This is a genomic window from Streptomyces sp. NPDC048057, assembly GCF_040653095.1.
Taxonomy (GTDB): Bacteria; Actinomycetota; Actinomycetes; order Streptomycetales; family Streptomycetaceae; genus Streptomyces.
This window is the reverse complement of sequence record NZ_JBEZNF010000029.1, coordinates 1-25,880: the sequence shown is the minus strand read 5'-3', so window position 1 is coordinate 25,880 and position 25,880 is coordinate 1. Positions and strand designations below refer to the sequence as shown.

General features: G+C 73.7%; 18 protein-coding genes and 1 pseudogene. 14 read left to right on the top strand and 5 right to left on the bottom strand.

Annotated features, from left to right (window positions below; all coding sequences use genetic code 11):
• Window positions 1-5: 5 nt before the first annotated feature.
• The 6 genes from AB0E05_RS28900 (at window position 6) to AB0E05_RS28875 (ending at window position 9,880) form a co-directional block, all read left to right on the top strand.
• Entirely contained in the window at window positions 6-356 is a 351-nt protein-coding gene (locus AB0E05_RS28900) for a hypothetical protein (RefSeq protein WP_361968748.1), read from the top strand.
• On the top strand, window positions 353-724 hold the full coding sequence (locus AB0E05_RS28895) for a GPW/gp25 family protein (protein ID WP_361968746.1): 372 nt from the start codon (window positions 353-355) through the stop codon (window positions 722-724). The genes AB0E05_RS28900 and AB0E05_RS28895 overlap by 4 nt, the downstream gene beginning before the upstream one ends.
• The gene (locus AB0E05_RS28890) at window positions 721-3,414 is read left to right on the top strand and encodes a putative baseplate assembly protein (protein ID WP_361968744.1); all 2,694 of its coding nucleotides are present in this window, start codon (window positions 721-723) and stop codon (window positions 3,412-3,414) included. The genes AB0E05_RS28895 and AB0E05_RS28890 overlap by 4 nt, the downstream gene beginning before the upstream one ends.
• Window positions 3,411-6,320 carry a putative baseplate assembly protein gene (locus AB0E05_RS28885; protein WP_361968742.1) on the top strand — a complete coding sequence of 970 codons (2,910 nt, stop codon included), beginning with the start codon at window positions 3,411-3,413 and terminating at the stop codon, window positions 6,318-6,320. Before AB0E05_RS28890 ends, AB0E05_RS28885 begins: the two co-directional genes overlap by 4 nt.
• Complete coding sequence (locus tag AB0E05_RS28880) at window positions 6,317-8,443, top strand: hypothetical protein (RefSeq protein WP_361968740.1); 2,127 nt, start codon at window positions 6,317-6,319, stop codon at window positions 8,441-8,443. Before AB0E05_RS28885 ends, AB0E05_RS28880 begins: the two co-directional genes overlap by 4 nt.
• Window positions 8,444-8,506: 63 nt before the next feature.
• Window positions 8,507-9,880 carry a DUF6519 domain-containing protein gene (locus tag AB0E05_RS28875; RefSeq protein WP_361968738.1) on the top strand — a complete coding sequence of 458 codons (1,374 nt, stop codon included), beginning with the start codon at window positions 8,507-8,509 and terminating at the stop codon, window positions 9,878-9,880.
• A 43-nt stretch (window positions 9,881-9,923) separates the two neighbouring features.
• On the opposite strand, the gene AB0E05_RS28870 is transcribed toward AB0E05_RS28875, so the two are convergent.
• Window positions 9,924-10,265: a hypothetical protein gene (locus AB0E05_RS28870; protein ID WP_361968736.1), complete on the bottom strand. Its 342-nt coding sequence runs from the start codon at window positions 10,263-10,265 to the stop codon at window positions 9,924-9,926.
• A gap of 643 nt (window positions 10,266-10,908) precedes the next feature.
• Window positions 10,909-11,793 carry a 2OG-Fe(II) oxygenase family protein gene (locus AB0E05_RS28865; protein WP_361968734.1) on the bottom strand — a complete coding sequence of 295 codons (885 nt, stop codon included), beginning with the start codon at window positions 11,791-11,793 and terminating at the stop codon, window positions 10,909-10,911.
• Window positions 11,794-12,350: 557 nt separating this feature from the next.
• Here AB0E05_RS28865 and AB0E05_RS28860 point away from each other — a divergent pair.
• The 4 genes from AB0E05_RS28860 (at window position 12,351) to AB0E05_RS28845 (ending at window position 16,696) form a co-directional block, all read left to right on the top strand.
• Window positions 12,351-13,661, top strand: a complete 1,311-nt coding sequence (locus AB0E05_RS28860) for an ATP-grasp domain-containing protein (protein WP_361968732.1) — start codon at window positions 12,351-12,353, stop codon at window positions 13,659-13,661.
• Window positions 13,658-14,653, top strand: coding sequence for an enolase C-terminal domain-like protein (locus AB0E05_RS28855; protein WP_361968730.1), 996 nt, complete (start codon window positions 13,658-13,660; stop codon window positions 14,651-14,653). Before AB0E05_RS28860 ends, AB0E05_RS28855 begins: the two co-directional genes overlap by 4 nt.
• A 49-nt stretch (window positions 14,654-14,702) precedes the next feature.
• Window positions 14,703-15,686 carry an L-histidine N(alpha)-methyltransferase gene (locus AB0E05_RS28850; protein ID WP_361968728.1) on the top strand — a complete coding sequence of 328 codons (984 nt, stop codon included), beginning with the start codon at window positions 14,703-14,705 and terminating at the stop codon, window positions 15,684-15,686.
• Between the two features lie 116 nt (window positions 15,687-15,802).
• Window positions 15,803-16,696, top strand: coding sequence for an EamA family transporter (locus AB0E05_RS28845; protein WP_361968726.1), 894 nt, complete (start codon window positions 15,803-15,805; stop codon window positions 16,694-16,696).
• Window positions 16,697-16,775: 79 nt separating this feature from the next.
• Here the strand turns inward: AB0E05_RS28845 and AB0E05_RS28840 are convergent, their stop codons facing one another.
• Both AB0E05_RS28840 and AB0E05_RS28835 read right to left on the bottom strand, forming a co-directional pair.
• Window positions 16,776-17,759, bottom strand: coding sequence for a LysR family transcriptional regulator (locus tag AB0E05_RS28840; protein ID WP_361968724.1), 984 nt, complete (start codon window positions 17,757-17,759; stop codon window positions 16,776-16,778).
• 146 nt (window positions 17,760-17,905) lie between these two features.
• Window positions 17,906-18,463: a CAP family protein gene (locus tag AB0E05_RS28835; RefSeq protein WP_361968722.1), complete on the bottom strand. Its 558-nt coding sequence runs from the start codon at window positions 18,461-18,463 to the stop codon at window positions 17,906-17,908.
• A gap of 80 nt (window positions 18,464-18,543) precedes the next feature.
• Here AB0E05_RS28835 and AB0E05_RS28830 point away from each other — a divergent pair.
• Window positions 18,544-18,948, top strand: a pseudogene (locus AB0E05_RS28830) (transcriptional regulator); the annotation flags it as partial.
• Between the two features lie 31 nt (window positions 18,949-18,979).
• On the opposite strand, the gene AB0E05_RS28825 reads toward AB0E05_RS28830, so the two are convergent.
• Complete coding sequence (locus tag AB0E05_RS28825; protein ID WP_361968720.1) at window positions 18,980-21,940, bottom strand: AAA family ATPase; 2,961 nt, start codon at window positions 21,938-21,940, stop codon at window positions 18,980-18,982.
• A 335-nt stretch (window positions 21,941-22,275) separates the two neighbouring features.
• On the opposite strand from AB0E05_RS28825, the gene AB0E05_RS28820 reads away from it, so the two are divergent.
• From AB0E05_RS28820 to AB0E05_RS28810, 3 genes are all read left to right on the top strand, one after another.
• Window positions 22,276-22,911: a response regulator transcription factor gene (locus tag AB0E05_RS28820; RefSeq protein WP_361968718.1), complete on the top strand. Its 636-nt coding sequence runs from the start codon at window positions 22,276-22,278 to the stop codon at window positions 22,909-22,911.
• Between the two features lie 160 nt (window positions 22,912-23,071).
• On the top strand, window positions 23,072-23,755 hold the full coding sequence (locus AB0E05_RS28815; protein WP_361968716.1) for a DUF4255 domain-containing protein: 684 nt from the start codon (window positions 23,072-23,074) through the stop codon (window positions 23,753-23,755).
• Complete coding sequence (locus AB0E05_RS28810; RefSeq protein ID WP_361968714.1) at window positions 23,752-25,770, top strand: ATP-binding protein; 2,019 nt, start codon at window positions 23,752-23,754, stop codon at window positions 25,768-25,770. The genes AB0E05_RS28815 and AB0E05_RS28810 overlap by 4 nt, the downstream gene beginning before the upstream one ends.
• Window positions 25,771-25,880: the final 110 nt, after the last annotated feature.

Genomic DNA, 25,880 nt, shown 5'->3' with positions numbered 1-25,880 from the left:
ACGCGATGTCCGGATTCCTCCTCCACTTCGGCGCGTCGATGATGTGTGCCCATCCGCCCGGTCTCGTGACCGTCCCCGCACCGGTGCAGCAGCGCGTGCTGGTCGGCACCAATCCGGTGCTCACCAGTGCCGACACCTTCCTGGTGGCGGGGTGCAGCTTCCCGGCCGCCTCGGCGGGGGCGCCACCGTGCACCAGCGTCGTCTGGTTGCAGACCTCCGCTCGGGTGTTCGTCAACGGTCTGCCGGTGCTGCTCCAGCCGACCCCGACCGGCACGGCGCCGGCGATGGGGGTGGGCACTCCGCCGCCCAATCCCCCTTTGGTGCTGGCCGTCCAACCTCGGGTGCAGGGGATGTGAGCGCGGTGGACATCGCCTTCCCGTTCCGCGTCGACGGCCGTGGTCGCACGGCGACGGTCCCGCACGCCGAGCACGTCCGGGACATGGTCGAACTCGTCCTCTTCACCAGTCCCGGGGAGCGGGTGAACCGGCCCGACTTCGGCTGCGGACTGCTGGACCTGGTGTTCGCCGGGAACAGCCCCGAACTCGCCGCGACCCTGGAGATGACGGCCCGGGCAGCCCTCCAGCGCTGGCTGGGCGACGTCCTCACCGTGGAGTCCCTGGCCGTGTCCGCCGAGGAGGCGACGCTGCACGTGCGGGTGGCGTACGCCCTGAACGCCACCGGGGAGAGCCGCACCCTGACCGTGAGCGGGGGCAGCGGCCCATGACCGTGATCGAGCAGCGCCGCAACGGCCCCGCCCGCATCGAGGACGTACGGGCGCACCCGGACCGCCGCACGCTGACCGTGGCCTTCGTCGGTGAGCTGCCGCCCAGGGTCGACCGTACGCGGTTCGTGATCGAAGGCGGGCAGCAGGTCGTCGGGATCCGGGTGCTGCGGGTGGCCCCCGCGCACGGGGGGCACGCCCAGGACGGCGCCCCGACCCAGCGGTTCGACTTGTTCCTGGACCGGCCGGGCGACGACTCCACGTACCGGCTGCGCGTCCTGGGCGCCGGCTTCCACGGTGCGTACGACAAGGCCGCCTTCACCTTCAGCCCCACCGCCGGCCGGCCGGATGTCGCTCCGGCCGCGCACCGGCCCCCGGCCCGGGCGGCTGCGGTCGTCGACTACCTGGCGAAGGACTACGCCAGTTTCCGCCGGCTGGTCCTGGAGCGGTTGTCCCTCACCCTGCCGCAGTGGAACGAGCCCCACGCCCCCGATCTCTGGATCACCCTGGTGGAGTTGCTGGCCCACGTCGGCGACCGGCTCAGCTACCAGCAGGACGCCGTCGCCACGGAGGCGTACCTCGACACCGCCCGGCTGCGGACCTCGGTGCGGCGGCACGCGCGGCTGGTCGGCTATCCGATGCACGACGGCTGCGCGGCCCGCACGGTGGTGTGCCTGGAGACGTCCGTACGGAAGGAGGTGAAGACGTGCGACCTGGCGTTCGTCGCGCTGCCGGAGGACCCGCTGCGCCCGGGCGGCGGCCCGGTGCTGCCCTTCCGCGCCCTGGCCCCGGGCGCGCACACGGTCTACCGACCCCTGGAACAGCGGGTGGTGTCGCTACGGCCGGAGCACAACGGCATCCCGCTGTGGGGGTGGGGGCAGGACGCGTTCCCCCTGCCCGTCGGCACCACGCGGGCCGCCCTCCTCGACGAGGACCGCGAGCTGCTCCTCACGCCGGGTGACCTCCTCGTCCTGGAGGAGAAGCCCGCGCCCGGCGGCGTGCCCGACCCCGGGCACCGGCAGGCCGTGCGGCTCACCCATGCGGTGCGGGACTTCGACGCCGACCACGGCACACCGGTGGTGAAGATCGCCTGGGCCGAGGAGGACGCGCTCGCCTTCCCGCTGTGGGTGGGCAATCCGACCGGATCCGACGGCCGGCAGGACTCCACCGTGGTGGCCCGCGGCAACGCCCTCTTGGTCGAGCACGGGCTGAAGAACTCCTGGCTGCCCGACCACGACATGAGTGAGACCGTGGATGTGAAGCGGACGGCCCGCCCCTTCACGGCGACGCTGCGCGGCGCGCCGGTCACCTGGGCCCCGCCGCACCCCCGCCCGACCGACCTGGCCGCAGCCCAGGCGCAGCACCTGCTCGGTTTCGCCACCCGGGCCCGCGAGTTGCTGCGCGACCGGCACCACGAGACGCAAGCGCCCGCCGAGGACCGCGAGTTGCTGGAGTCGCTCTGCGCCTCCTCGGGCCTCGACGGCCCGCAACCGGCCTGCCGCCTCTTCGCCCGTTTCGACGACGTCTTCGCCCCCCAGCTGCGCCGTTTGCAGGTCCTCGCACACCGCGTCGCCGGCGGAAGCGTCCTCACTCAAGTGGACCTCGGCTGGGAGATCGAACGCACCTGGGGCGGGCAGGCGGCCGCGGAGCTGAGCCCCGACAATCCCGCCCTGCACGGACCGGTGAGCACGGCCCTGCGCCCCGACGCCCGCGAAGCGCTCCCCGTGCTGGAGCTGGTGGCGACGGACGACGAGACGGCCCGGTGGACACCGCGCCGGACGTTGCTGGAGAGCGGCCCGCGCGATCGGCACGTGCTGTGCGAGAGCGACGACGAGGGCGTGCTCACCCTGCGCTTCGGCGACGACCGCTACGGCCAGGCGCCGCGCCCGTACGGGAAGTTGCGCGCCGAGTACGCGATCGGCAACGGCCGCGGCGGCAACGCGGGCAGCGAGACGGTCAACCGCGTCGTGCACCGCGACGGGGCCCTGGACGGCCTGGTCACCCGGGTGCGCAACCCGGTGCCGGCGACCGGCGGCACCGATCCGGAGCCGGTGGCCGACGTGCGCCTCGCCGCGCCCAGCGCCCCCTTCCGCACGTTGCTGCGCGCGGTCACCGCCGACGACTACGCCGTGCTCGCCGAGGCCGTGCCCGGGGTGCAGCGGGCCGCCGCCACGCTGCGCTGGAACGGCAGCGGGTACGAGGCCGACGTGGCCGTGGACCCGCAGGGGTGCGCGGTGCCACCGCCCTCGCTGCTGACGGACGTACGCACGGCCCTGCACCTGTACCGCCGCATCGGCCACGAGGTCTTCACTCATCCCGCACGGTTGGTGCCGCTCGATGTGGCCCTGTACGTGCTGGTCGATCCGCACCACGTCACCGAACACGTCCGCGAAGCGCTCCAGCAGCGCTTCCTGCCGGGGGACGGTGGGTTCTTCGACCCGTCGGCGCTCACCTTCGGCACCCCCGTGCGGACCAGTGCGCTGGTCGCCGCCTGCATGGCGGTGCCCGGCGTGCTGCACGCGGAGGTGACGCTGCTGCGCCGGCTCCGCTCCGGCGGGCCCGAAGCCGACGACCGCGACGTGCCGCTGTCCGGGGAGCTGTGCATGCGCCCGCTGGAGATCCCGCGGCTCGACGGCGACGACACCCGCCCGGAGTGCGGGCGGCTGGTGCTGCGGATGAGGGGTGGGCGATGAGCGAGCCGGAGTCGTACGCGACACCCGTGTGGAACCGTCCCGGGCTGCCCGCGCTGGCGTATCTCGCCGGCACGCACCGGCAGTTCCTGGACATGATGCTGGCCCGGCTGTCCCAGGTCGGCTCGGGGCGGCTGGCGGCGCTGACGACGCGGGAGCCCGACGACCCGGCGATCGCGCTGCTCGACGCCTGGGCGGTGGTCGGCGACGTGCTGACCTTCTACCAGGAGCGGATCGCGAACGAGGGGTTCCTGCTCACCGCGACCGAGCACGAGTCCCTGGTCCGGCTCGGGCAGCTGGTCGGCCATCGGCCGCGCCCGGCGCTGGCGGCCTCCGTGCACCTCGCGTACCTACTGGACGCCGGCGCGTCGTGCGTCGTGGCGGCCGGCTCGCAGGTGCGCAGCGAGCCGGAGCCCGGCGGGCTGCCCCTGGTCTTCGAGACCGCCAGGGACCTCACCGCGCGCGCCGAGTGGAGCCGGCTGCCGGTGCGCACCACCCGCCCGGCCGGGCTCGACGCCGACGACGCCGTGCACGCTCCGTCCGTGACCGTCGACGGGGTCGCCTCGACCCTGCGCCCCGGTGACCGGCTGCTGTTCAGCTATCCCGACGCCCGTCTGAACGTGACCCGGGTGGTGGCCGCCGTGGAACCGGACCCCGCGGGTGCGCGGACGGCCGTGCGGCTGCGGGTGCCGGATGCGACGCGGCAGTTGGACGGTGCGGTGGAGGCGTTGCAGGAGGACATGGAGGAGGGCGCCCGGCGGGCGCACTCGCGGGGCCCCTTCGAGGAACTGCTGAGTCTGGTGCGGGGGCTGCGGGAGCGCGCTGAGGAACTGCGCGACCCGCAGAAGCTCGCGCCGCTGCTGGACCGGGGTCTGCACCGGCTGCGCGAGCGGCTCGCCGAACTCGGGGGCGGGGCCGACGCGGACGCGCTGGCCGATCGGGCCGCGGTGCGGCTGGCGACGGTCCAGCACGCCGTTCGCCGCCTGGCCAAGGGCCCCGCCGACGAGGCGGCGCCATCCGTCGTCCCCGTCCCCGAGACCGTGACCCGTCCGGCCGTCCAACGCTTCCGGGTCACCGCGGCCCCGCTGGGCGCCTCCGTCCCGGACGACGAGAGGGTGCGGCGGCTGTTGCGCGCCGCCGTCCAGCCGCGGTCGGACGGCACGGCCCCGCTCGCGGCGAACGTCCTGCTGCTCGACGCGGTGCACGAGGAGATCGAGCCGGGCAGTTGGCTCGCGGTGCGGGTGGTGGGCCGCCCCCGCGTCCGGGTCGTCCGGGTGGTCGACGTCGACCAGTTGTCGGTGGCGAACGACGTCGACGGCGTACGGGTGACGCGGCTGCGGCTGGCGGGGCCGTGGACCGAGGACTGCGACGACATCGCCACCCGGCGCGCCACGACCGTGTGGGCCGCGGGCGAGCCGATCGCCCTCGCCGCGGCGCCCGACCCCGACGACGTGACGGGCGAAGCCCTCCTGTTGGACGGCGTGCTCGACGGGCTCGCCCCCGGACGGCTGCTGATCGTCGCCGGGGAGCGTACGGACGGCGCCGAGGGCGCTTCGGGCGGCGCGGCGGGCTGTGAACTCGCGGTCCTCGCGGGCCTGCATCACGACGGCGCGGGCACGACGCTGTCGCTGACCGCGCCGCTCGCGCACCGCTACCGCCGGGACACGGTCGTCGTGTACGGCAACGTCGTCGCGGCGACCGCGGGCGAGACGGTCGACGAGGTCCTCGGCAGCGGTGACTCGGGCCTGGCGGGGCAGGTCCTGCCGCTGCGGCAGGGCCCGTTGGTGTGGTTGCCGTCGGCCACGGCCCAGGGCGGCGAGGAGGCGCTGACCGTACGCGTCGACGGCGTGGCGTGGCAGCGCACCCCCGATCTGGGCGACGCCGGCCCGGCCGCCCAGGTGTTCCGGCTGCGCGCGGGCTCCGACGGGAGGGCGGCCGTGGAGTTCGGCGACGGGGTGCACGGCGCCCGGCTGCCCTCGGGGGTCGAGAACGTCACCGCCCGGTACCGCATCGGCGGCGGCGGACGCGCCGGCAACGTGGCGGCCGGGCGGATCAGTCAGGTGGTGAGCCGCCCGCCCGGCGTCAGCGGGGTCAGCAATCCGCTGCCCGCGACCGGCGGGGCCGACGCGGACGGCCCCGATCAGCTGCGCCGGTCGATCCCCCTGCGGCTGGCCGCGTTCGACCGGCTGGTGTCGGTGCGCGACTACGAGTCCTTCACCCGGGCGTTCGCCGGCGTGGACAAGGCGGCGGCCCGGCGCTGTCAGGACGGCGGACGCCCGGTCGTGCACGTCACCGTCGCCGCGTCCGACGACGCCCCGCTGAACGCCTCCTCCGCCCTGCTCGTCGAGTTGCGCGCGGCGCTCCGGCGCTTCGGCGACCCCGCGCTGCCCGTGCGGGTGGAGCCCTGCGAACGGATCCGGCTGGCGCTGGGGCTCGGCGTCCGCGCGATCCCCGGGCACCTGCCGGAGCAGGTCGAGTTCCGGGTCCGTGCGGCGCTGTTCGCCCGGCTGGGGTTCGCCGAGGCGCAGTTGACCCGGCCCGTGTACCTGAGCGCGGTGATCGCCGCCGCGCACGCGGTCTCCGGTGTCGACTTCGTCCGGGTGGACGCCTTCAAGGGCGTCCCCGAGGACGCCGACCCGGGCGAGGTGGCGCACCTCGCCGCGTCGTACGAGGTCGACCCGTGCGTATCCGCCCTGCCGGCGGGGTCGCGGGCGGTGCAGCAGCCCGCCCCGCCGGCCCCGGCACCCGCGCGCAGCGCGACGCACGCCCCCACGGTCGTCCTCGGCAGCCGCGGCGGGGCAGGGGACCAGGCCCCCCTGAAGCCCCCGCGGCTGGTGCTGCGCCCCGCCCAACTCGTCCTGCTGGACCCGGCCGTGCCCGGGTCCTTGATCCTTCGGAGGATTCCATGACCCCGGACGAGCTGTACGCGCTGCTGCCCGCCGTGCACCGCAGGCGCGACGCCGAGCAGGGCGGCCCGTTGCGTGCACTGCTCGCGATCGTCGCCGAGCAGGTGGCCGTGGTCCAGGACGACATCGAGCAGTTGTACGACAACTGGTTCATCGAGACCTGCGACGACTGGGTCGTGCCCTACCTCGGGGACCTCGTCGGGTACGAGACGCTCCCCCACATCGCCGCCGCCCTGTCCGACGACACGTCCCGGGCCACCGGGCTGCCGGCCGCCGCCGTGCCGCGCCGGGACGTCGCCGACACGGTCGCGCACCGGCGCCGCAAGGGGTCCCTGGCCCTGTTGGAGGACCTGGCGTCCGGGGTGACGGGGTGGCCTGCGCGGGTCGTCGAGTACGACCGGCTGCTCTGCCGCACCCAGCCGGTGCGGCGGTACTCAACCGACGGCCGGGACGCCCGTCGCAGGGCGGAGCGCGGCGGGCTGGTGGACGTGCGCCGCGCCGGGCGCCTGGACGAGTTGGGCACTCCCTTCGACGCGTTCGCCCGCACCGTGGAGGTGCCGCGCGCCGGCTCGACCCACCGCGCCGGCCGGTACGGCGTCCAGTCCGTCGGGCTGCACCTGTGGCGGCTGCGCGCCCAGTCGGTGACCCGGGCACCCGCCCACTGCCTGGACCGCGACCGGGCCTGCTACACCTTCAACGTGCTGGCCGTCGACACCCCCCTGTACACCTCCCCGGTGCCCGAGTCGTCCAGCGGTCACGTCGCCGACGTGACGAACGTGCCGCAGCCCATCAGCCGCCGGGCGCTGGCCGACCGGCCGTACGACTTCTACGGGCCGGGCCGGAGCCTGTGTGTGTGGACCGGCCCGGGCCACCCGGCCGACGTGGTGGAGCCGCAGCGGATCGTCGCCGCCGACCTGTCCGACTGGAACCCGAGCCCCGCGCCGGGGCAGGTCCTGGTCGATCCCGTGCTCGGTCGGCTCATGCTGCCGGCGGGCAGGGCGCCCGCCTCCGGCGTACGGGTGACGTACCACCACGCCTTCTCCGGTGACATCGGCGGCGGCGAGTACCCGCGCCCCGCGCCTCCGACGGCCCCCGGTGCGAAGCACTACGAGGTGGGGCCCGAACGGCGCCACCCGAGCATCGCCGACGCGCTCGACCAGTGGCGCGCGGAGAAGCAGCCGGCCTCCGACGCGTCCGACAAGTCGGTGGCGATCGTGGAGATCCACACCAACGAGGTGTACGAGGACCTCACCGACATCGTCCTCGACCCCGGCGACCACCTGATCCTGCGCGCCGCGGACGGGATGAGGCCCGTCGTGCGGCTGTCCGGGCGGCACGGCGGCGACCGTCAGCGCGCCCTGACCATCACGGGCAGCGGCAGTCCGACGGCGCGGATCGTCCTCGACGGGCTGGTGGTGTCCGGCGGCTGCGTACGGGTGCGGGGCGAAGTGGCACACCTCGTCGTCCGACACTGCACGTTCGTCCCGGGCTGGCTGCTGGCGGCCGGTGGCACGCCGCTGGCGCCGGGCGCGCCCGGACTCGACGTCGTCGAGAGCCCGGTGCGCGTCGAGATCCAGCAGAGCATCGTCGGCGCGCTCACCGTCGACGGGGGGCAGGACAACCGCGTCGACATCTGCGACAGCGTCGTGGACGCCACCCGGCGCGGGGCGACGGCGATCGGCGGCCCGGGCGACGGGCCCGCCGGCGCCGTCCTCACCGCGCGCCGCACCACGGTCCTCGGCGCGGTGCACGTCCGTGCGGTCGACGTGGTGGAGAACTGCCTGCTGGACGGCGAGGTGCACGTCCAGCGGTGCGAGGAAGGATCCTTCCGGTTCTGCTGGCTGCCGCCGGGCTCCCGCACGCCGTACCGCTTCCACTGCGAGCCGGACCACACCGGTGATCCCGAGCGGGTGGTGGTGGGCTTCGCCGCCACCCGGTACGGCTCGCCCGACTACGCACGACTCGCCGACGGCTGTGCCCGGGAGATCCGGCGCGGCGGCGCCCACGGCTGCGAGCCGGGCGTCTTCCACGACCTCTTCGAGCCGCAGCGCGAGGACAACCTCCGCACCCGGCTGGAGGAGTACACCCCCGCCGGCTGTGACGCGGGGCTCTTCTTCGTCACCTGAGCCCCGCCACAACGGTCCCAGCCACCGCCCCGCCCATCCCCTCGGCCCAGGCAGGAAGCAACCATGCACGGCGACTTCTCCCGCGTACTCTTCGACCCCGCCCGACGTTTCTCCTCGGTCCTCTCCCAGCAGGGGCGCGTCCAACTCGACTCCGAGATCAACGAGCAGACGGCGATCCTGCTGCACTACGTGCGGACGCTCGCGGCCGATCTGCTGGGGCCCGCCGCGTACCCGCCGGACCAGGACGAGGACGCCCTCGGCGGGTTCGGGGTCGACGGCTTCGACGGGGACACCTTCAGCGTGGCGCCGGGCCGGATGTACGTCGACGGCATCCTGTGCGAGTGCGACGGCACCGACTACTGGGACCAGCCCGACGGCCACCTCGACCCGGAGGACGAGGACGACCGGCTGCCGTCCGGGCCGTTCCTCGTGTACCTGCGGGTGTGGGAGCGTCTGATCACGGCGGTGGAGGCGCCCTGGATCCGCGAGGTGGCGCTCGGGCCGGGCGGTCCGGACACCACCGCGCGCACCCGCGTGGTGTGGCAGGTGTGCCGACTCCCCCTGGAGCGCGGCTCCTTCACGCCGGACATGCGCAGCGCCGCGCGCTTCCTGCGGGAGCGCATCCGGGAGGACTTCGAGCCGCGGGCGCTGCTGGCCGCCCGGGCCCAGCGCCCCGACGAGGACACGGAGTCGGACGACGCGTCGTCGTCCTTCGGCTACCGGGGCCCGGAGAACCAGCTGTACCGGGTCGAGGTGCACCGGGGCGGCACGGCGGAGACGGCGACGTTCAAGTGGTCGCGGGAGAACGGCTCGGTCGTGCTGCCGATCCGGGACATCCGCGGCGTCGAGGTCGAGTTGGAGACGCTGGGGCGGGACGACAAGCTCGGGCTGGACGTCGGCGACGTGGTGGAGCTCGTCGACGACGCGAAGGTGTGCCGCGGGGCGTGGGACCGGCCCGACACGGACTGCGGGCGGCTGTACCGGGTCCAGACGATCGACTACGCCGGATACCAGGTCGAGCTCGACACCGACCCCGCGGACGACCCGTGCCAGGCGAGGACGGGCCGGCGCCGGTCGCTGCACCCCTTCCTGCGCCGCTGGGACCAGGGTTCGGGCGATTGGGGCTATGCGTACGGGGGCAGCGAGGAGGGCATCCCCGTGGAAGAGGGCACGTGGCTGACGCTGGAGGAGGGCGTGCAGATCCGCTTCTCGTCCGGGCAGGACTGGCCGCGGGTCTACCGTCGGGGCGACTACTGGCTCGTTCCGGCGCGGGTGCTGACCGGTGGCGTCGAGTGGCCGCGCGACCGGGAGGGCGAGCCGCTGCGGCGCCGCCCCCACGGGGTGGCCTACCACTACGCCCCGCTCGCCTACATCGATCCGCGCGACGGGGACTTCCGCCTGGTGGACCTGCGGATGCCGCTGCCGCACCGACGGTAGGCCGAGGACGCGCGGCAGGGGTCGGCGCCCCCGCGCCCGGGCGTCACAGGACGAAGATGAGGATCAGCACCCAGACGGCGAAGAGCAGCACGACGAGGGTGACCAGGGCCCAGTGCGGGCTTCCGGTGGTGACCTCCGCGCCGGTGGTGAGGTTGTACAGCCGGTTGACCCGCAGCGTCCCGCGTTTGACCTTGCCCTCGGCGCGCACCCGGTCCCCTTCGGTGACGGCGCCCCGGAACGAGCTGCCGCTCATCTCGACGGGGACCAGTCGCACGGGGCGGCCGTGGCGGTCGTACATCTCCACGCGGAAGTTGCAGACGACGGTCGTGCTGGTGTTGCCGCTGCTGCCCCGGGTCTCGGTGCGCATCTGCACGTTGCGCGCCACGCCCTCGACGCGGCCGGGCCCCGACGACAGCGGCTCGATCGGCGGCCGCCACGGAGGGGGCGGGGGCCGGTCGTCGCGGTGCCGCTCACGAGGGCGTTCGGGTGGACGTTCGGGGGGCGGTTCGGGAGGCCGTTTCGGCGGCGGCTCCGGTGGCGGTGACGCGTCGGGGCGCGTCTCCTCCGGCGGTGTCTCGGGTCGTACGTGCACCCTCCGCGGCCGGTGCCGCACCCTCGTGGTGCCGTCCTCGCTCTCGTCGTACGCCGGAAGCCGTCGGCCGCATTCGCGGCAGCGCTGCGCGTCCTGCGGTGCGTCGGCCCCGCAGTGGTCGCACGTCCAGGCACCGTCCATCGTCGTGACCTAGCCGATCCGATGGGTGACGCATCAGGCGTCATCCGGGATGTGTGGGCACTCGCCGTCGAAACGCGCCGGGGGTGCGGACCGGACGGAACCCTTCACGGGGATTCTCGACGCGTCCTTGGTGCCGTGGCTCGTCTCGGCAGCCTTCCATGGCACCGGCCACGTGCTTTCCGCGTCACGGCCGACGTGGCGGCGTCTCCATGGAGCGCACACTTCGTACGATACTCCCCCCGCACATCACTTTCCTGTGCGGCAAAGCCGTGCGGCAGAACTGCCCGCGGAGCGATCAGCTCTGCCGGGAGGTGCTGACGCCGAAGCCTTCGTGGTCGCTCCAGGTGGACTCGTTGTTGGCGCGCAGGAATTCCTCGATGTCGACGGCCGCCGTCACCGAGCCGTCGGGGTGCATCCGCCTGAGGACTCCGGTGGCGGGCGGGTCGACGAAGGCGGCGAAGGAGATCCGGTCGGCGCCCGGGCGGCCGGAGCGGTACTCGCGGACGCGGTGCAGCGCGGCGGTGGTGCGCAGCGGGAGGCGTTCGGTCAGGATCGCGAAGGACTGGCCGAAGTTGACGAGGAAGTGTCCCGGTACGGGGTCCACGGGGATCCAGGCACCGTCCGACCGCACTTCGAGCCCGGGCTGCTGGGCGTGCAGCACGGTGACGTATCCGGTGTCCCGGTGCGGGGCACAGCCGACCTGGGTGCGGTGGCCCCGGTAGTGGTGCGCGACGAACCAGTGCGTGCCGAGTCCGTCGACGGCGCCGCCGGTCACGTGGCGCCACATGGAGCCGGGAATGCCGAGTTCGACCAGTGCGGTGCGGAAGACCAGCAGGGCGAGTTCCGTCATCCGGTCGACCATCGCGGTCAGCGGAGCGGGGAAGTGGCGGGTGCGGGCGGCGGCGTCGGTCAGGACGTGCTCGACCTGGAAGTCCTCCCGGTCGAAGTACACGTCGACACGGTCGCGGAAGCCCCGGTAGGCGTCGCCGACCGGGTCGCCCTGCGGCGGGTGGTGGAACTCGCGGCAGAGCGTGATCCCGGGGCGCAGATCCAGGTCGTCGGGGACGGCGAGGGCGAAGACGCCGTCGTGCAGCGCCCTGCGCAGTCCGTCGGATCGGTCGAAGCGCAGGTCGTCCGGCGCCGCTACGGCACGTTGGAGGGTGAGGGGGACGGTGCTCACGACGTGTCCTCCGAGTTTCGGTACGGGCGGTGGGTCCGGCGGCGGGCCGGTCAACGAATCCCGGGCGGGGATCCGGGGCCGGGTTCCGGGGCGGCAAAAGGAATTCCCGGCGCGGAAAGGCGACAGAAACAGACGTGATGTCAAGGCGCCCCAAAGGCGCTCCGCATGCCCATCACGCGTGATCGAACCGCACTCGGCCGGGAAATCGCCGAAGCAGGTGCCGCGCAAGCCGGTTCGCAACGCGCGGAGATCTTCTGCGCCTATCGCATGACTTGCCAAGCTAGGGGATTCCCCTGACGGTACGCAAGATGACGGGCGGGGCGGGATGCAATCCCGGAGTGGGCGACGGCAATCGGCCAATTCGGTTACTCGGGGCCGAGCATGCCCTTTACACGCGATTCCCCGGCCTGCCAGACTCGAAAATCGGACCGGCGGTCCCGGTGGTGGATCAAACCATCCAGTGCGCATGAGTAATACGAACGTCCACATGAGGGAAAGTCATACTCACGGGCCGGACTTCTTCTCTTTCCGGTCCGCGCTATGGGAGGAGCGTTTCCATGGGCAGTCCTGCTGGCCGTCCGCCGCCCCGGCCCACCGCCGTGATCGTGGACGGATACTCCACGGGGAACTTCCTCCCGCGTGCCTTCGCGGACCTGGGCGTCGACGTGGTCCACGTGCAGAGCACCACCGATGTGATCCCGACCGTGCTGGCCCCCGCGCTGCACGAGTACGCGGCCCGCTATGTCTGCGCCGGTCCCAACGACGTCGGCGTGACTGTGGCGGCGCTGCGCGAGCACCGGCCGGTCGCCGTGTTGGCCGGGCAGGAGCCCGGGGTCGTCCTCGCCGATCTGCTCGCCGAGCGCCTCCACCTCGCCGGCAACGGCGCCGCCGGCTCCCGGGCCCGACGCGACAAGCACGCCATGATCGAGGCGCTGCGGGCCGCGGGGCTGCGCTGCGCACGGCAGACCAAGGCCCGTACGGCCGGCGACGCCGTCGCCTGGGCGGCGCGGCACGGCAGTTGGCCCGTCGTCGTCAAGCCGCTGAGTTCCGCGTCCACCGACCACGTGGCGATCTGTCCCGGCCCGCGCGAGGTCGAGGCCGCGTCCGCCGCCGTACTGGGCACCCGCGACCTGTTCCACGACGCCAACGACGAGGTCCTGGTGCAGAGCTTCCTGCCGGGCACCGAGTACATCGTGGACACCGTCAGCGTGGACGGCAGCCGCTACGTCTGCGGCGTGTGGGAGTACGTCAAGACCACCACCCCGGCGGGCAGACGGATCTACGACCGCGATGTGCTGTTGGCGCACGACGCGCCCGTGGTGCCCGCCCTGGTCCGCTACGTCGACCGGGTCCTCGACGTCCTCGGCATCCGGCACGGGCCCGCGCACTCCGAGGTCATCATGGGTCCGCAGGGGCCCGCGCTCGTCGAGGTCGGGGCCCGTCTGAACGGCAACATGCACCCCGGTTTCCACGACGTGTGCCTGGGCGCCAACCAGGCCGACCTCACAGCCCTCGCCCACGCCCGGCCCGGGGAGTTCCTGCGCCGCTACGGCGGCCGGAGCTACACCCGCCGCCAGCCGGCCGTGGTGCACAGCACCTCCACTGCCCGGGAGGGGGTCGTGGCGGCCGTCGACCACGCCGCCGTCGCGGCGATCTCCGCCCTGCCGTCGGTCCACTTCACGGGGGTGAAGCTGCGCCCGGGTCAACTGCTGCGCCCCACCGTCGACCTGGTGACCAGTCCGCTGCGCGTCTTCATGACCGCGCCCTGCGCCGAGTCCCTGGAGGTCGACCTGCGCGCCGTACGGGAGCTGAAGGACCGGGTGTACGTGCTGCGCAGCCCGGCGGCGGTACCGGCGGGGCAACGATGACCCGACCCACGGAAGCGCGGACGGCGGTGCGCGTGGCGCCGTTGACGCTGCCGCGCCCCTTCCAGTTCGCCCACGCCACGCTGACCAGCGTCGACATCGTCAGCCTCACCGTCGACCTCGACGGCGAGTGCGGCACCGGGGAGATCGCCACCGGTCTCGAACACGGCCAGGACTCCGCGGCGATCGCCCGGGAGGCCAAAGGGCTCGCCGCCCACCTGGCCGGCCGGGCGGACCCGGACGACGTCGCGACCGTCGCGGCCGTCCTGCGCGAGCAGGGCGCCGCGGTGTCGGGCCCGGCGCGCATGGTCGTCGAGATGGCCTTCCTGGACCTGGCCGCCCGCCGCGCGGGTCGGCCCCTGTGGCGGCTGCTGGACCTGCCCGACCCCGGCACCGTGCACCTGATGCGGACCGTCCCGATCGACGCGGCCGTCCCCGACGACGTACGACCCGTGAAGCTCAAACTCGGCGGGCCGCGGGACGCCGAGGTCCTGCACGGCCTCGTGGGCGTGCCCGGCCCCGTCGTCCTGGACGCCAACCGGGCCTGGAGCGGCGCCGACTGGCGGCGGCTGTGCCCGCTGGTGGCCGAGGTGGCGCCGGCGGTCCTCGAAGACCCCGTGCACGTACCCGAACTGCTCCCCGAGATCCGGTCCGCCCTGCCCGGCACGGCGGTGGTCCTGGACGAGGGCGTCGAGTCCCTGGCCGACGCGGAGCGCGCGGCGGCCACGGCCGACGGCGCCAACGTCAAGCTGATGCGCTTCGGCGGGCTGTTCCCCGCGCTGGAGGCGCTGCGGCTGCTGCGCTCCGCCGGGGCCGCGCCGATGCTCGGCTGCTATCTGGAACCCGCCCGGGCGATCGCCTACGCCGCCCAGTTGGCCGGACTGTGCGACTGGACCGACCTGGACGGCCACTTCTGGCTCACCCGTACGCCCCCGGTGATGCGCTACCGCCTGGACGACCGCGTCCCGGGCATCCCGCCGATCCGCACGGCCTAAGTCCCTGGCGGGCGCGCGACGCACACCGCAGCAACCTAAGGAGACTCCCTTGTCGCAGGCCACGTTCGACGTCGTAGCCGTGGAGAGCGAGGAGAACCTCTGGACCGACAGCACCCTGCTGTCCCGCACCCTCTTCCGCCCCCAGCCCCGCATCCCCGAGTACTACGGCTACGACGACCGGGGCAGCCGCCTCTTCGAGGACGTCACCCGTCTTCCGCAGTACTACCCGACCCGGGTGGAGCAGGCCCTGCTCGACGTGGTCGCCCCGGAGATCGCCGAGACCGTCGCCGGCGGCCCGCTGGTGGAGCTGGGCAGCGGCAGCGCGAAGAAGACCGGGGTGCTGCTGCGGGCCTGCGCCAAGTACGCCGATCCGCACTTCGTGCCCCTGGACGTGAGCGCGTCCATGATGCGGCACAGCTTCGAGACGCTGTCGCAGACCGTGCCGGGGCTGCGCGTCACGGGCGTCGTCGGCCGCTACGAGCGCACCCTGACGGCGCTGTCCCGCAAGGACTTCGGCCGCCGCTGCGTCACCGCGCTCGGCAGCAACATCGGCAACATGCTGCCCGAGGAGCGCTTGGAGCTGCTGGCGCTGATCTGCGGCGAGCTGCGCGCGGGCGAGTACTTCTTCGTGACCGCGGACCTCACCAAGTCGAAGTCGATGCTGGAGCACGCGTACAACGATCCGCCGACGGACCGCACCCACACCGACTTCCGGCTCAACCGGTTGATCCACCTCAACCGGCTGTACGGCGCGTCGTTCCCGCTGGAACGCTTCCACGAGTTCGCCCGCTACGACGTCGAGCACGCCCGCATCGAGGTGCACCTGCACAGTCCCGAACCGCAGACGATCGACCTGGGGTCGCTGAACGCCCAGCTCTCACTGGCCGCCGGTGACACGATCGTCGTCGACTACTCGTGCAAGTTCGAGATCGACGCCCTGTGCGCGGAGGTCGGCGCGCTCGGTTGCGAACTGCTGCGCACCTGGACGGACCCCCGGTACCGGTACGGGGCCTTCTTCTTCCGCAAGCGGTAGCACGGGCTTTCCCCGCAGGTGCTCAGCGGCGGCTGCCTGCGGTCATGACTTTTCCGTCCGGGGCCATGAGAAAAGATCGTTGGACTCGCTGAGCCCGCTTCGATCTACTGAAGCGCGTGTCCGGTGCGTCCGAGATGTCGTCAAGGCCCGTCAGCCCCGTGGTGATCGGCGCGATGCTGGGGCTGTGGCTGTGCTGGGGGTCGTCGTTCCCGGCCATCCGCGTCATGGTCACCTCCCTGCCGCCGCTGATCTCGTCCGGGGCGATCTTCCTCACGGCGGGGGTGGTGCTCGCCGCGAGCCGTCCGCACCTGCTGCGCACCCTGGACCGCGGGCAGTACGCGGTCTGCGCCGGGGTGGGAGCCTTCCTGCTGGGGGCGCAGGGCTCGGTCGCGGTGGCCGAACAGTACGTGTACGCGAGCACCGCGGCGCTGCTGGTCGCGGTGACGCCGCTGTGGGTGGTGTTGCTGCGCAGCGCGGTGGGCGAGCGGCCCACCCGGGCGGGGATGGCGCGGCTGCTGGTGGGCTTCGCGGGCGTGGCCGCGGTGCTCCTGACGAGCGCCGGCGGGGGGCTCGGCTGGTCAGCGTGGGGTCTGCTGGTCGTCGCCGCGGCGGTGAGCTGGGCGGTCGGCACCCTCTGGGCGTCCCGTTCGTCGCTGCCGGACCCGCGGGCCGCCGCTGCCGTACAACTGGTCTGCGGCGGGCTGCTGTTGCTCGTGCTCGGCACGCTCGGCGGGGAACTGGAGGAGCTGGTGGCGACGCCGGTGCGCTCCAGCGCCTGGGCGGCGTTCGGCTATCTCGTGGTCGTCGACTCGCTGGCGGGGTTCGTGCTCTACAACTGGCTGCTCACCACGGCCCCGGTGGCGTTGGTGAGCACCTATGCGTACGCCGTGCCGGTGGTGGCGTACCTCGTCGGCGTGGCGGTCCTCGGCGAGCCGTTCCATCCGCCGGTCCTGCTGGGCGCCGCGGCCATCGTGGCGGCCGTCGCCGCGGAGGTGCGCTCCGCGCGATGACGGGGTGAACGGTGAGGCGTGGCCCGCTACGCCCGGTGCGGTGGGCGCGGCGGCCGTCGAGCCGGGACGGAGCCCCCGGTCACACCCGGGCGTCGGACCGATGTCCGTACGGGATGCTCAAGGCCGCGGCCTCGCATGCGACCGTCGGCATACAGGGGGTGGGGGGAACGGACGCGCGGTGCGTCCCGACGGCGGACGCCGCGCTCAGCATGCGGGCGAGGAGCGCCGCCTCGTGGTGTCCCGCCGCGTGTCGGATGTAAAGGGTGCGCTGCACCGGCGGGTCGAGGGGGAGCAGGGCGACGCCCGGTGGCGACGGCAGCGGTACGGCCAGCGCGGGCACGACCCCGCTGGTGATCCCCGCCGTGGCCATCGCCAGGACCGTGGACACGTCGCGCACGACGTGGTCGGGGCGCCAGGCCACGCCGTGCGCCGCGAACCACTCGGCGAGCAGCGGCCCGCAGGTGCCCCCGGGGTCGGCGACCCCCGCGGCGACCAGGTCGGCGAGCGGCACCCGGTCCCTGCCGGTGAGCGGGTGCAGTCGGGGCAGTACGGCGAGCAGGTCGTCGGTGATCTCCAGTTGCGCCTCCGTCTGCGTGCGCGGACCGCGGCACGGTTGGGTGGTGACGGCCAGGTCGATGGTCTCGGCGGCGAGCCAGGCGGCGAGTTCGTCGTCGTCGCCCTGTACCGCGAGGACCCTGCTGTCGGGCCACTCGCGACGCAGTCTTTCCACGGTGGTGGGCACGAGTTGCACCAGGGCGCTGGCCACCGCACCGATCCGCAGTTGGGGCGCCCTGCTGCTCTCCGCCAGCTCCTCGATGACCCGTAGGTGCGCCATGGCCTGGCGGGCGTGGACAGCAGCCTTCTGACCCAGTGCGGTCAGGTGCACGCCGTGGCGTTCCCGTCGCACCAGCGGTCCGCCGAGGCGGCGTTCCAGCGAGGCGATGGTGCGGCTGACAGCCGATTGCGTGAGGCCCAGCGCCTCAGCGGCACGGGTGAAGCTGCCGTGTTCACCGAGTGCGAGCAACGCCTGAATTTGCCCAGCAGTGATGTTCACGTTATCCATCGGTCCATGATTGCACCGGGCAATCGCATTGACGAGGAGCGCAAGGCGCCCACCGATATCGGCGGTCGTGTCCGCGAACGGCCGTGCGGGGCCCGCGGTTGGCCTTTCCGCGGTCGACGCGCTGTCGACCCGACGAGGTCATGCGGTCACTTCGGGGCGAGGACGTTGGCCGCGAATTGCCCCCGGTAGTTGCCCGGCGGGTCGTAGTTGACGACGACGTACGTGCCGCCGTTCGCGGCCGTCGCCTTGCCGACGCCCATTTTTGCGGACTTCTTCCACACCACCTGGGTGAACTGACCCCATCGGGAGAAGGTGTTCATGTCGGGTTCACGGCCGTAGGAGGCGTATTCGGTGACCTGGCCGTACCAGCCGTCCACCACGTCGGCCGCGCTCGGCGTGGCGCCGGTGGAACTCCAGGCGTAGGAGGCGTTCTCGCCGTACTTGTCGTTGCTCCGGTGCTGGAGGTCGTCGATCGACGCCAGGTGGTCGGCCCGTTCCTGGGCCCAGCTGCTGATCGTCGCGTCGAGGGCGAGCGGCGGGGCGCCGTGTCGTGCACGCAGGGCGTTGGTCCGCTCCAGCACCTGCTGGTCGAAGATCGGTGCGGTGTACGGAGCGGCGGGCGCGGCCAGCGTCACGGTCGCCGCCACGGCCGCCGCCGTCGCCAGGGCGGACCGGATCCCGGCGCGCCGGGTCATCGTTCTCATGCCGTCATAACGAGCGCCGCGGCACCGGCGTCACCTTCTCCCGACGGTGAAGGACCGAGCCGTTCGCGCCGCCCGCAGGCCGCCGTGAACGCAACCTGGTGCGGCGCGCCTTCCTCGCGCCGCGGTCGCAGCAGATGTACGCCCTGTCCGACGTCGAGGCGTTCGCCCGCAGCGCGGCGCGCCAGCTGCGTGCCGCCGCCGCGCGCTACCCCGACGATCCCGAGGTCACCGCTCTCGTGGGCGACCTCCTGGCCGGCAGCGCGGAGTTCGCCCGGCTGTGGGCCACCCACGACGACGTGCTGGCCGAACCCGCGCTGCGCAAGACCGTCAACCACCCGCGGCTCGGCCCCGTCACCCTCAACTGCGACGTGGCCGACCGGGACCAACGCGTCGTCATCTACACCGCCGAACCCAACTCCCCCGCGGAACGGGCGCTCCAACTGCTGTCCGTGATCGGCACCCAGCGCTTGGGGCTGGGCATCTGAGGGGATCCGGGGCAACGGGGACGCCGCCCCCTCACCCTCCGTCCAGCGCCTCCTTCAGTTCGGACCGCCTGCGGATGCCCAACTTCTTGTAGGTGCTGGTGAGATGGGTCTCCACGGTGCGGCGCGCCAGGTACAGCCGGGCGGCGATCTCCGTGTTCGTGAGGCCGTCGAGGGCGAGCCGGGCGATGCGGCGTTCGCTGGGGGTCAGGGAACGGGATCCAGTGCGGGCGACGGCGGGGCGTCGGGCGCCGCTGTCGCGCAGGGCCGCTTCCGCGAGGGTCCGCAGGCGGGTGGCGCCCAGACGTTCGGCCCGGTCGGCCGCCTCCCGCAGACTGTCACGGGCCCGTGAGCGTCCCCCCGAGCCGTCAGCGACCGCAGCCAGCAGCCGACCCTGGGCGATCAGGGCGGCCACCAGTTCCCGTTCCACCGCGGCGGGCGCGTCCCGCAACAGAAGCACAGACTCCTCGGCCAGCTCCCACCCCTTGCGACCGCCGGTGACGGTGCCGAGGACCCTCAGAGCACGACCGACCGTACGAGGCGTGCCCCACACCCGGGCCAAACGCAGTTCCTCCTGGGCCAGTTCCCGGGCCTCGTCCGGACCACCGAGGGCGAGTCGGCACTCCGCGGCGGCCGAACGCCACGGGGTGACCACCGGACTCACCACCTCACGAGCCGACTGACGCCGACCACACTCCAGGAAGTCGTGCAGCGCACCGGCCTGGTCGCCCACCGCGGCACGCTGCACGCCCCGTGCGTACAGGAAGCGGTTCAGCTCCCAGGAATCGGGCGCCGCCCCCAAGTCGAAACCGTTCGCCAACCGGGCAGCCTCGGTGGGGCGTTCGGTCTCCACCAACGCGATCAAGGTGTGGGCATGCACGTTCGTCGGGCCGTTCGGCACCTCGACGGGCGGTTCGTCAGGCAGGCGCGCGTACTCGCCCCGCGCCGCCGCGATGTCAGCCCGTACGTTGAGCAGCGCGTCGTGCATCGGGTTCAGCAGGTCGCGCCGCTGCCCGGCCAAGCCCCGCTCCACCAGCCGTTCCGCCTCGCCGAGACGGTCGGCCCACTGCGCGACCGCGGCGGCCGTGCCCAGCAAAAAGGGCTCCGTCGCTGGGTCGGCCGGCTCGGCGAGAAGGGCGTGCAGCCGTCGCATCGCCTCGTCGGCCGAGGTGACGGCCGCGGTGGCTTCGTACCGTACGCGCAGCGCCCGGCGCGCCGGGTCGGCCGGCTCCGACGAGGGGTCGTCGGCGCTGGACAACCAGCGGTGCACCTCCTCGCGGACCGTCTGGTCCTGGTCGGACAGGACGATGGACGCCGTCCGCAGGGGGCCGACCGCCTCGGGGCGGCCGGCGAGTTCGCCGTCGACCGTCCGCAGCACCTCCACGGCGGCGCGGGTGCTGCCGCGCCAGCCGAGCGCGGTCCCGAGGGCCACGGCGGCGCGCACCTTGTCCTGCGGAGTGGCGGGCAGCCGCAGCGCCTCGCGGAGCCGGGGGATGCCGGCCGCGGACTCCTGGCCGGCGCACTCCAGGGAGCCCAGTTCGGTCAGCAGCCGCTGTCGCTGACCGCCGGACAGGGGTTCGTCCAGCGCCCGGCGCAGGAACGCGACGGCGTCGTCGGAGCGCCCGGCGCGCACGGCGTTCGAGGCGGCCTCGCGGAGCACGGACGGCGTCCAGGTGGCGCCCACCGGTGCGGCCAGCAGGAGCTGTCGGGCCACCGTCCCGGTGGACGCGCCGCAGTGCACCATCGCTTCGGCGGCGGCCCGGTGCGCCGCCCGGCGCCGTGCCGTGGGCACTCCGCTGAGCACCGCGTCCCGCAGCAGGGGGTGGGCGTAGTGGAGTCGGCGGACACCGCCCCGAGGGTGCGGGTCCGCGCCGTACGCGCGCCGTTCGGGCAGCTGACGGCTGCGCACGTGCGCCCTCGCGGGCACGGGGGCGGACGCGGAGTACGCAACGGGCGCGGCGGACACGGCCGGCGCGGCGAGGCACACGGAGCAGTCCCGGCAGGTTTCGACGCTGAGGCACAACACGCCCAGTTGGGCCGCCGCGGTCAGCCAGCCCGTGACCCGCGCCGGGTCGGCGCCCGCCCGTTCGGCGAGCAGGGGGCCGAATCCCTTGGCGGGGCAGTCGGGGCCGCCGCCCGCCGCCACGGCGGCGTGGTCCCATCCCTCGTCGAGGGCGGCGAGGGAACGCGCCACCTCCTTCGTGCCGGGGCCGGCGCTGTCCAGCCACCACTGGACGGCAGCGGCGTACGCCCCCGGGTACAGCGCCGCGGCCGTGTCGGGGATCGTGGAGTTGCGGCCGGGCGCCCCGAGCGCGCCGAGGTCGTCGAGGAGGGCACGCAGCAGCAACGGGCTGCCCGCAGCGGCGCGCACGCAGTCGTCGACCCATGCGTCGGGGGCCGTCGGGAACGCGCTGCGCACGTGTCCTGCCGCCACCGCAGGGGCGAGCGGGGGCAGGGTGCGGGTGCGCACCCGGGCCGGCGGCAAGGAGTGGGCGAAGCCGGGTACGGGCGGGTCGACGTCGTACTGGCTGCGTTCGGTGACGGCCAGCAGCAGTTGCAGCCGGTCCGCGTGCCGGGCGGCCTCCACCAGCCAGCGGCGCGAGGCTGCGTCGGCGAGGTGGACGTCGTCCACGGCGAGCAGCAGCGGGGACTTCGCCGCGTACGACGACAGCGCCCGCCACAGGTGCGCCGCCCGCTCCCGTTCGCCGGCGTGGGCGTCCTGGCCCACGAACTCGGGCAGCGGTCCGAGGAGTTGGAGGGCGGCGGCGAAGGGGATGTTGGTGTCGCCGGGCGCGCAGCGGGCGCGTAACACCCGCATGCCGTGGGCAGCGGCGTCTTGTGCCGCCGCGTCCAGGACGGTGGTGCGGCCGGTGCCGGTGGCCCCGCGCACCAGCACCAGTCCCCCCTCCCCCGTTCTGGCCCGGGCCGCCCCGTCCGCCAACAGCGCGGCGGCTTCCCGGTGTTCACGCGGCCGGTCACGCCGCGGTTCGAACATTGCTGCCTCCTTCTACCGGGCGCGACGCCGCGCGGGGCGTCGGACACGGTCGGGTGCGTCGGTGGGCGAGAGGCGGTGGCGGTGGCGTCGAAAGAGGGCGGGCGTCGATGGTCCGAACCCGTGGTTTCGGCCCGACCGTCGTGGTCGCTGCGGCCCTGATCTCGTGGTGCTGCTCGTGGTGGGTGACTGTTGCATCCACACCGTGCCCCCGAGGAACGTGGAGGGTGCGCCCGGTCCGTCCGTTCTGCCGGCGCGGCGCGCATCTGCACTGGAGTACGACCCAGGGGGGACGTTTGTTCAATTCATCGCGCACCTCGACCTCCGAGCGTTTCGGGGTGGTGGATCCGACGGATCCGATTCCCGTGGCGGTGCACTCCCGGGACCCGCTGTCGCGGGCCGGGGCGCTGAGCCAGCTGCGGTTGTCCCCGGAGGTCGTCATCCGGGAGGGGGCCGCTTCGGGCCCGGGCACGGTGGCACTGCTCGTCGAGGACGCGTTGGACGAGGGCGCCCTGACCCGGCTGCGCCAGTTGGTGCGCAGCGAGGGCACGAGGGCGGTGCTCGTGGTGGGGGCACTGCGGGAGACGGAGCTGCTCGACGTGATCGAGTGCGGGGTCGGCGCCATCGTGTGGCGGCACGAGGCCACCGCCACCCGGCTGGTGCAGGCGGTGCTCGCGGCTGCCCGTGGGGACGGGGACCTGCCCGCGGACCTCTTGGGCAGGCTGATCAACCGGGTGGGCACCTTGCACCGGGGTACCGCCGGTCGCCCCGGTGCCCCTCTGTCGGGGCTGACCCCGCGTGAGGTGGACGTCCTGCGGCTGGTCGCCGAGGGGCTGGACACCAAAGAGATCGCTGGCAAGTTGTCGTACTCCGAACGCACTGTCAAGAACGTGATCCACGGGCTGACCACCCGAATGCACCTGCGCAATCGAGCGCACGCCGTGGCACATGCCCTGCGTGAAGGCTACATCTGATCAGACGGGCAATCAGAGGGGCGTTAAGGCAACGCGGTTGTGCCCCGGCGCCTTCCCCGGCGTGCCTGCGGGTGCGGGCGGGGCCGGGGGCAGGATCTACTGCGGTGAAAGACGGTGTGCGGGGTACGTCCCCGGTTCGGCGACGGCGGGGAGCTCGACGGTGATCCACGAGGTGGACGATGTCCTCAAAGGGCTGCTCAGCGGCGGCGCGCTGACGGGTTCGGGGATCGACGTCGCCTTTGACGCGCCCACCCGGGACTGGGCCGCGCGCCGCAACGCGCCCACGATCAACGCGTATCTGTACGACATCCGGGAGGACGTCAGCCGCCGACAGCGGGGCCACCTCCCGGTGCGCGACGAACGGGACATGACCGTCCGCCATCGGCAGGCGCCGCGCTGGTTCCGCCTTTCGTACCTGCTCACGGCCTGGACGCGGCAGCCGCAGGACGAGCACCGGCTGCTGTCGGCGGTCCTGGCGACGCTGCTGCCCCGCGAGATGCTGGCCCCCCGCGACCTGCCCGGGTCCCTCGGGGCGCTGGGCCTGACGGTGCCGTTGACGGTGGCCGGCGGCCAGGTGGAGTCGCGGTCGCTCGCGGACATCTGGTCGGCGCTCGGTGGTGAACTCAAGCCGTCGCTCGACCTGGTGATCACGGCGCCCTTCGTGGCCGGCCCCGACTACGACGCGGGCCCGCCGGTCACCGAGGGCGCGGCGGTCCGGCTGCGGTCCTTGAACGGCGATCCACCGCCGCAGGAGGAACGCGCGCACCGGCCGCGGCAGGTGACCGCGGCCCGGGAAGCCCGCGCCGCGGCCCGCCGCAACCGCCGTCCGGGCCGGGCGACATGACGCTCACGGCCCCGGCGGACGGGGGCACGGAGACCGAGCCGGCCGCCCTCCTCCTCGATCGGCTCGCGGTCCTGCGGGAGCGCGTCGCGCTGCTCGTCGACCACCGCGCCGCCGACGACCCGACGGCGGACGATCCGCTGCGCGGCCTGTATCTGTCGCACGAGTCCGTGCAGCGGCTGCTACGGCCGGCAGAGCCACGGTACGTCCCGCGGCCCGAGGATTCGGGGCAGCTGAGGGACCGGCTGGCCTCCCTCGCCGCGCGCCTTAGGCTGACCGCGTTCGACTCCGAGGTGCTGCTGATCGCCCTCGCTCCCGATCTGGAGCGTGGCTTCGAGCCGTTGTACGGCTATCTCAACGACGACGTCAGCCGGCGGCGGGCGACCGTTGCCCTCGCCCTCGATCTGTGCGGGGTGCCCGGTCACCAGGCCGACGCCCGTGCCCGGCTGCACCCCACGGCCCCGCTGCGCGCGTTCGGACTGCTCGATGTGGAGGAGCCGGAACGCCCCCTGTTGAGCCGGTCGTTGCGCGTACCCGATCGGCTCGTGGCCCATCTCCTCGGCGACGACACCCCCGAGGCGGCCCTCGCCGGGCACCTGCGTCCGCTGCCGCCCCCGCAGGAGTCGCCCGAGGAGCCAGGTCGGGACGGCGAGTTCAGCCGCTTCGTGGACCGGCTGGCCGCGCGGCTCGCCGCGGGCGCCCCGCTGACCGCCTACGTCCGCGAGGGCCGGGCGGGCGACGCGTTCGCCGCCGTCACCGCGGCCCTGCACGCCGCGGACGTCGCCGCCCTGAGCTTCTCGGGTCCCGTGGAGCGGATCCCGGGCGTCCTGCTGGAGGCGCGGCTGCTCAATCGCGCGGTCGTCGTCAGCGACCTGGGCGACCAGCCTGCGCGCGTGGTGGCCGAGTTGGCCGCGGCCCAGGACGTTCCCGTACTGATCGTCAGTCCGCTGCCGTACGACCCGCACTGGTGCGACCGCGACCCCCTCGTCCTGGAGACCCCGCAGGGGCGGACGCGGGACGCGGTGCGCGTCTGGTCGGCCGCGCTCGGCGAGGTACCGGACTTCGACCTGGCCGCGACGGTCGCCCCGTACCACCTCGGCGGCGACTCCATCGCCCGCGCGGCCAGCGCGGCCCAGGGCCTCGCCCGCTTCGACGGCGTACCGCTCGCCCCCGTGCACCTGCGCCTGGCGGCCCGCCAGCAGTCGACGTCGGGGCTGGAGCAGCACGCCCGCCGGATCCGTCCCGCCGTGGACTGGCGGGACCTGGTCCTGCCCGACTCCCCCCTGGACAACCTGCGGGAACTCGCCCTGCGGGCCCGCCACCGGGACCGGGTCCTCGGCGACTGGCGGCTCAGCGCGGGCGGCGGGCGGGGCCGGGGCGTCCTCGGCCTGTTCGCCGGGGACTCCGGCACCGGCAAGACGCTCGCGGCCGAGGTCATCGCGGCCGAGCTGGGCCTGGACCTCTACGTGGTCCAACTGTCGTCGGTGGTCGACAAGTACGTCGGCGAGACGGAGAAGAACCTCGAACGCGTCTTCACCGAGGCCGACCGCACCGATGCCGTGCTCCTCTTCGACGAGGCGGACGCCGTCTTCGGCAAGCGGTCGGAGGTGAAGGACTCGCACGACCGCTACGCCAACATGGAGAGCGCCTATCTGCTCCAGCGCCTGGAGTCCTTCGACGGCGTCGCGCTGCTCACCACCAACTTGCGCGCCAACGTCGACGAGGCGTTCACCCGCCGGCTGGACATGATCGTCGACTTCCCGTTCCCCGACGTCGAGCAGCGCCGCGCGCTGTGGCGGCACAGCCTGTCCCGGGTGCCGTGCGCCGAGGAGATCGACCTCGGGCCGATGGCGACCGGTTTCGAGCTGGCGGGGGGTTCCATCCGCAGCGCCGTGGTGACGGCGGCGTATCTCGCCGCGGGCCGCGACGACCTGGTGACGGCCGCGGACCTGCTCCAGGGGGCCCGCCGCGAGTACCGCAAGGCGGGGCGGCTGGTGCCGGGCGAGGGCGCCTGGTAGCACCTCACGCGTGAACGCGGCGGTGGGCCGGACGCATGTGCCTCGTTCCATGAAAGACGCGGTTCGAGTTCAAAGACGTAGCCGTCAAGCCGCGGTTGGACCGCGTTCCG

Excerpts from the sequence above, each read along its gene's own strand:
- AB0E05_RS28855 (WP_361968730.1), top strand. The coding sequence starts at position 13,658 with ATGACCCGACCCACGGAAGCGCGGACGGCGGTGCGCGTGGCGCCGTTG.
- AB0E05_RS28890 (WP_361968744.1), top strand. The coding sequence starts at position 721 with ATGACCGTGATCGAGCAGCGCCGCAACGGCCCCGCCCGCATCGAGGAC.
- AB0E05_RS28885 (WP_361968742.1), top strand. The coding sequence starts at position 3,411 with ATGAGCGAGCCGGAGTCGTACGCGACACCCGTGTGGAACCGTCCCGGG.
- AB0E05_RS28875 (WP_361968738.1), top strand. The coding sequence starts at position 8,507 with ATGCACGGCGACTTCTCCCGCGTACTCTTCGACCCCGCCCGACGTTTC.
- AB0E05_RS28900 (WP_361968748.1), top strand. The coding sequence starts at position 6 with ATGTCCGGATTCCTCCTCCACTTCGGCGCGTCGATGATGTGTGCCCAT.
- AB0E05_RS28810 (WP_361968714.1), top strand. The coding sequence starts at position 23,752 with ATGACGCTCACGGCCCCGGCGGACGGGGGCACGGAGACCGAGCCGGCC.
- AB0E05_RS28840 (WP_361968724.1), bottom strand. The coding sequence starts at position 17,759 with ATGGATAACGTGAACATCACTGCTGGGCAAATTCAGGCGTTGCTCGCA.
- AB0E05_RS28825 (WP_361968720.1), bottom strand. The coding sequence starts at position 21,940 with ATGTTCGAACCGCGGCGTGACCGGCCGCGTGAACACCGGGAAGCCGCC.
- AB0E05_RS28860 (WP_361968732.1), top strand. The coding sequence starts at position 12,351 with ATGGGCAGTCCTGCTGGCCGTCCGCCGCCCCGGCCCACCGCCGTGATC.
- AB0E05_RS28835 (WP_361968722.1), bottom strand. The coding sequence starts at position 18,463 with ATGAGAACGATGACCCGGCGCGCCGGGATCCGGTCCGCCCTGGCGACG.
- AB0E05_RS28880 (WP_361968740.1), top strand. The coding sequence starts at position 6,317 with ATGACCCCGGACGAGCTGTACGCGCTGCTGCCCGCCGTGCACCGCAGG.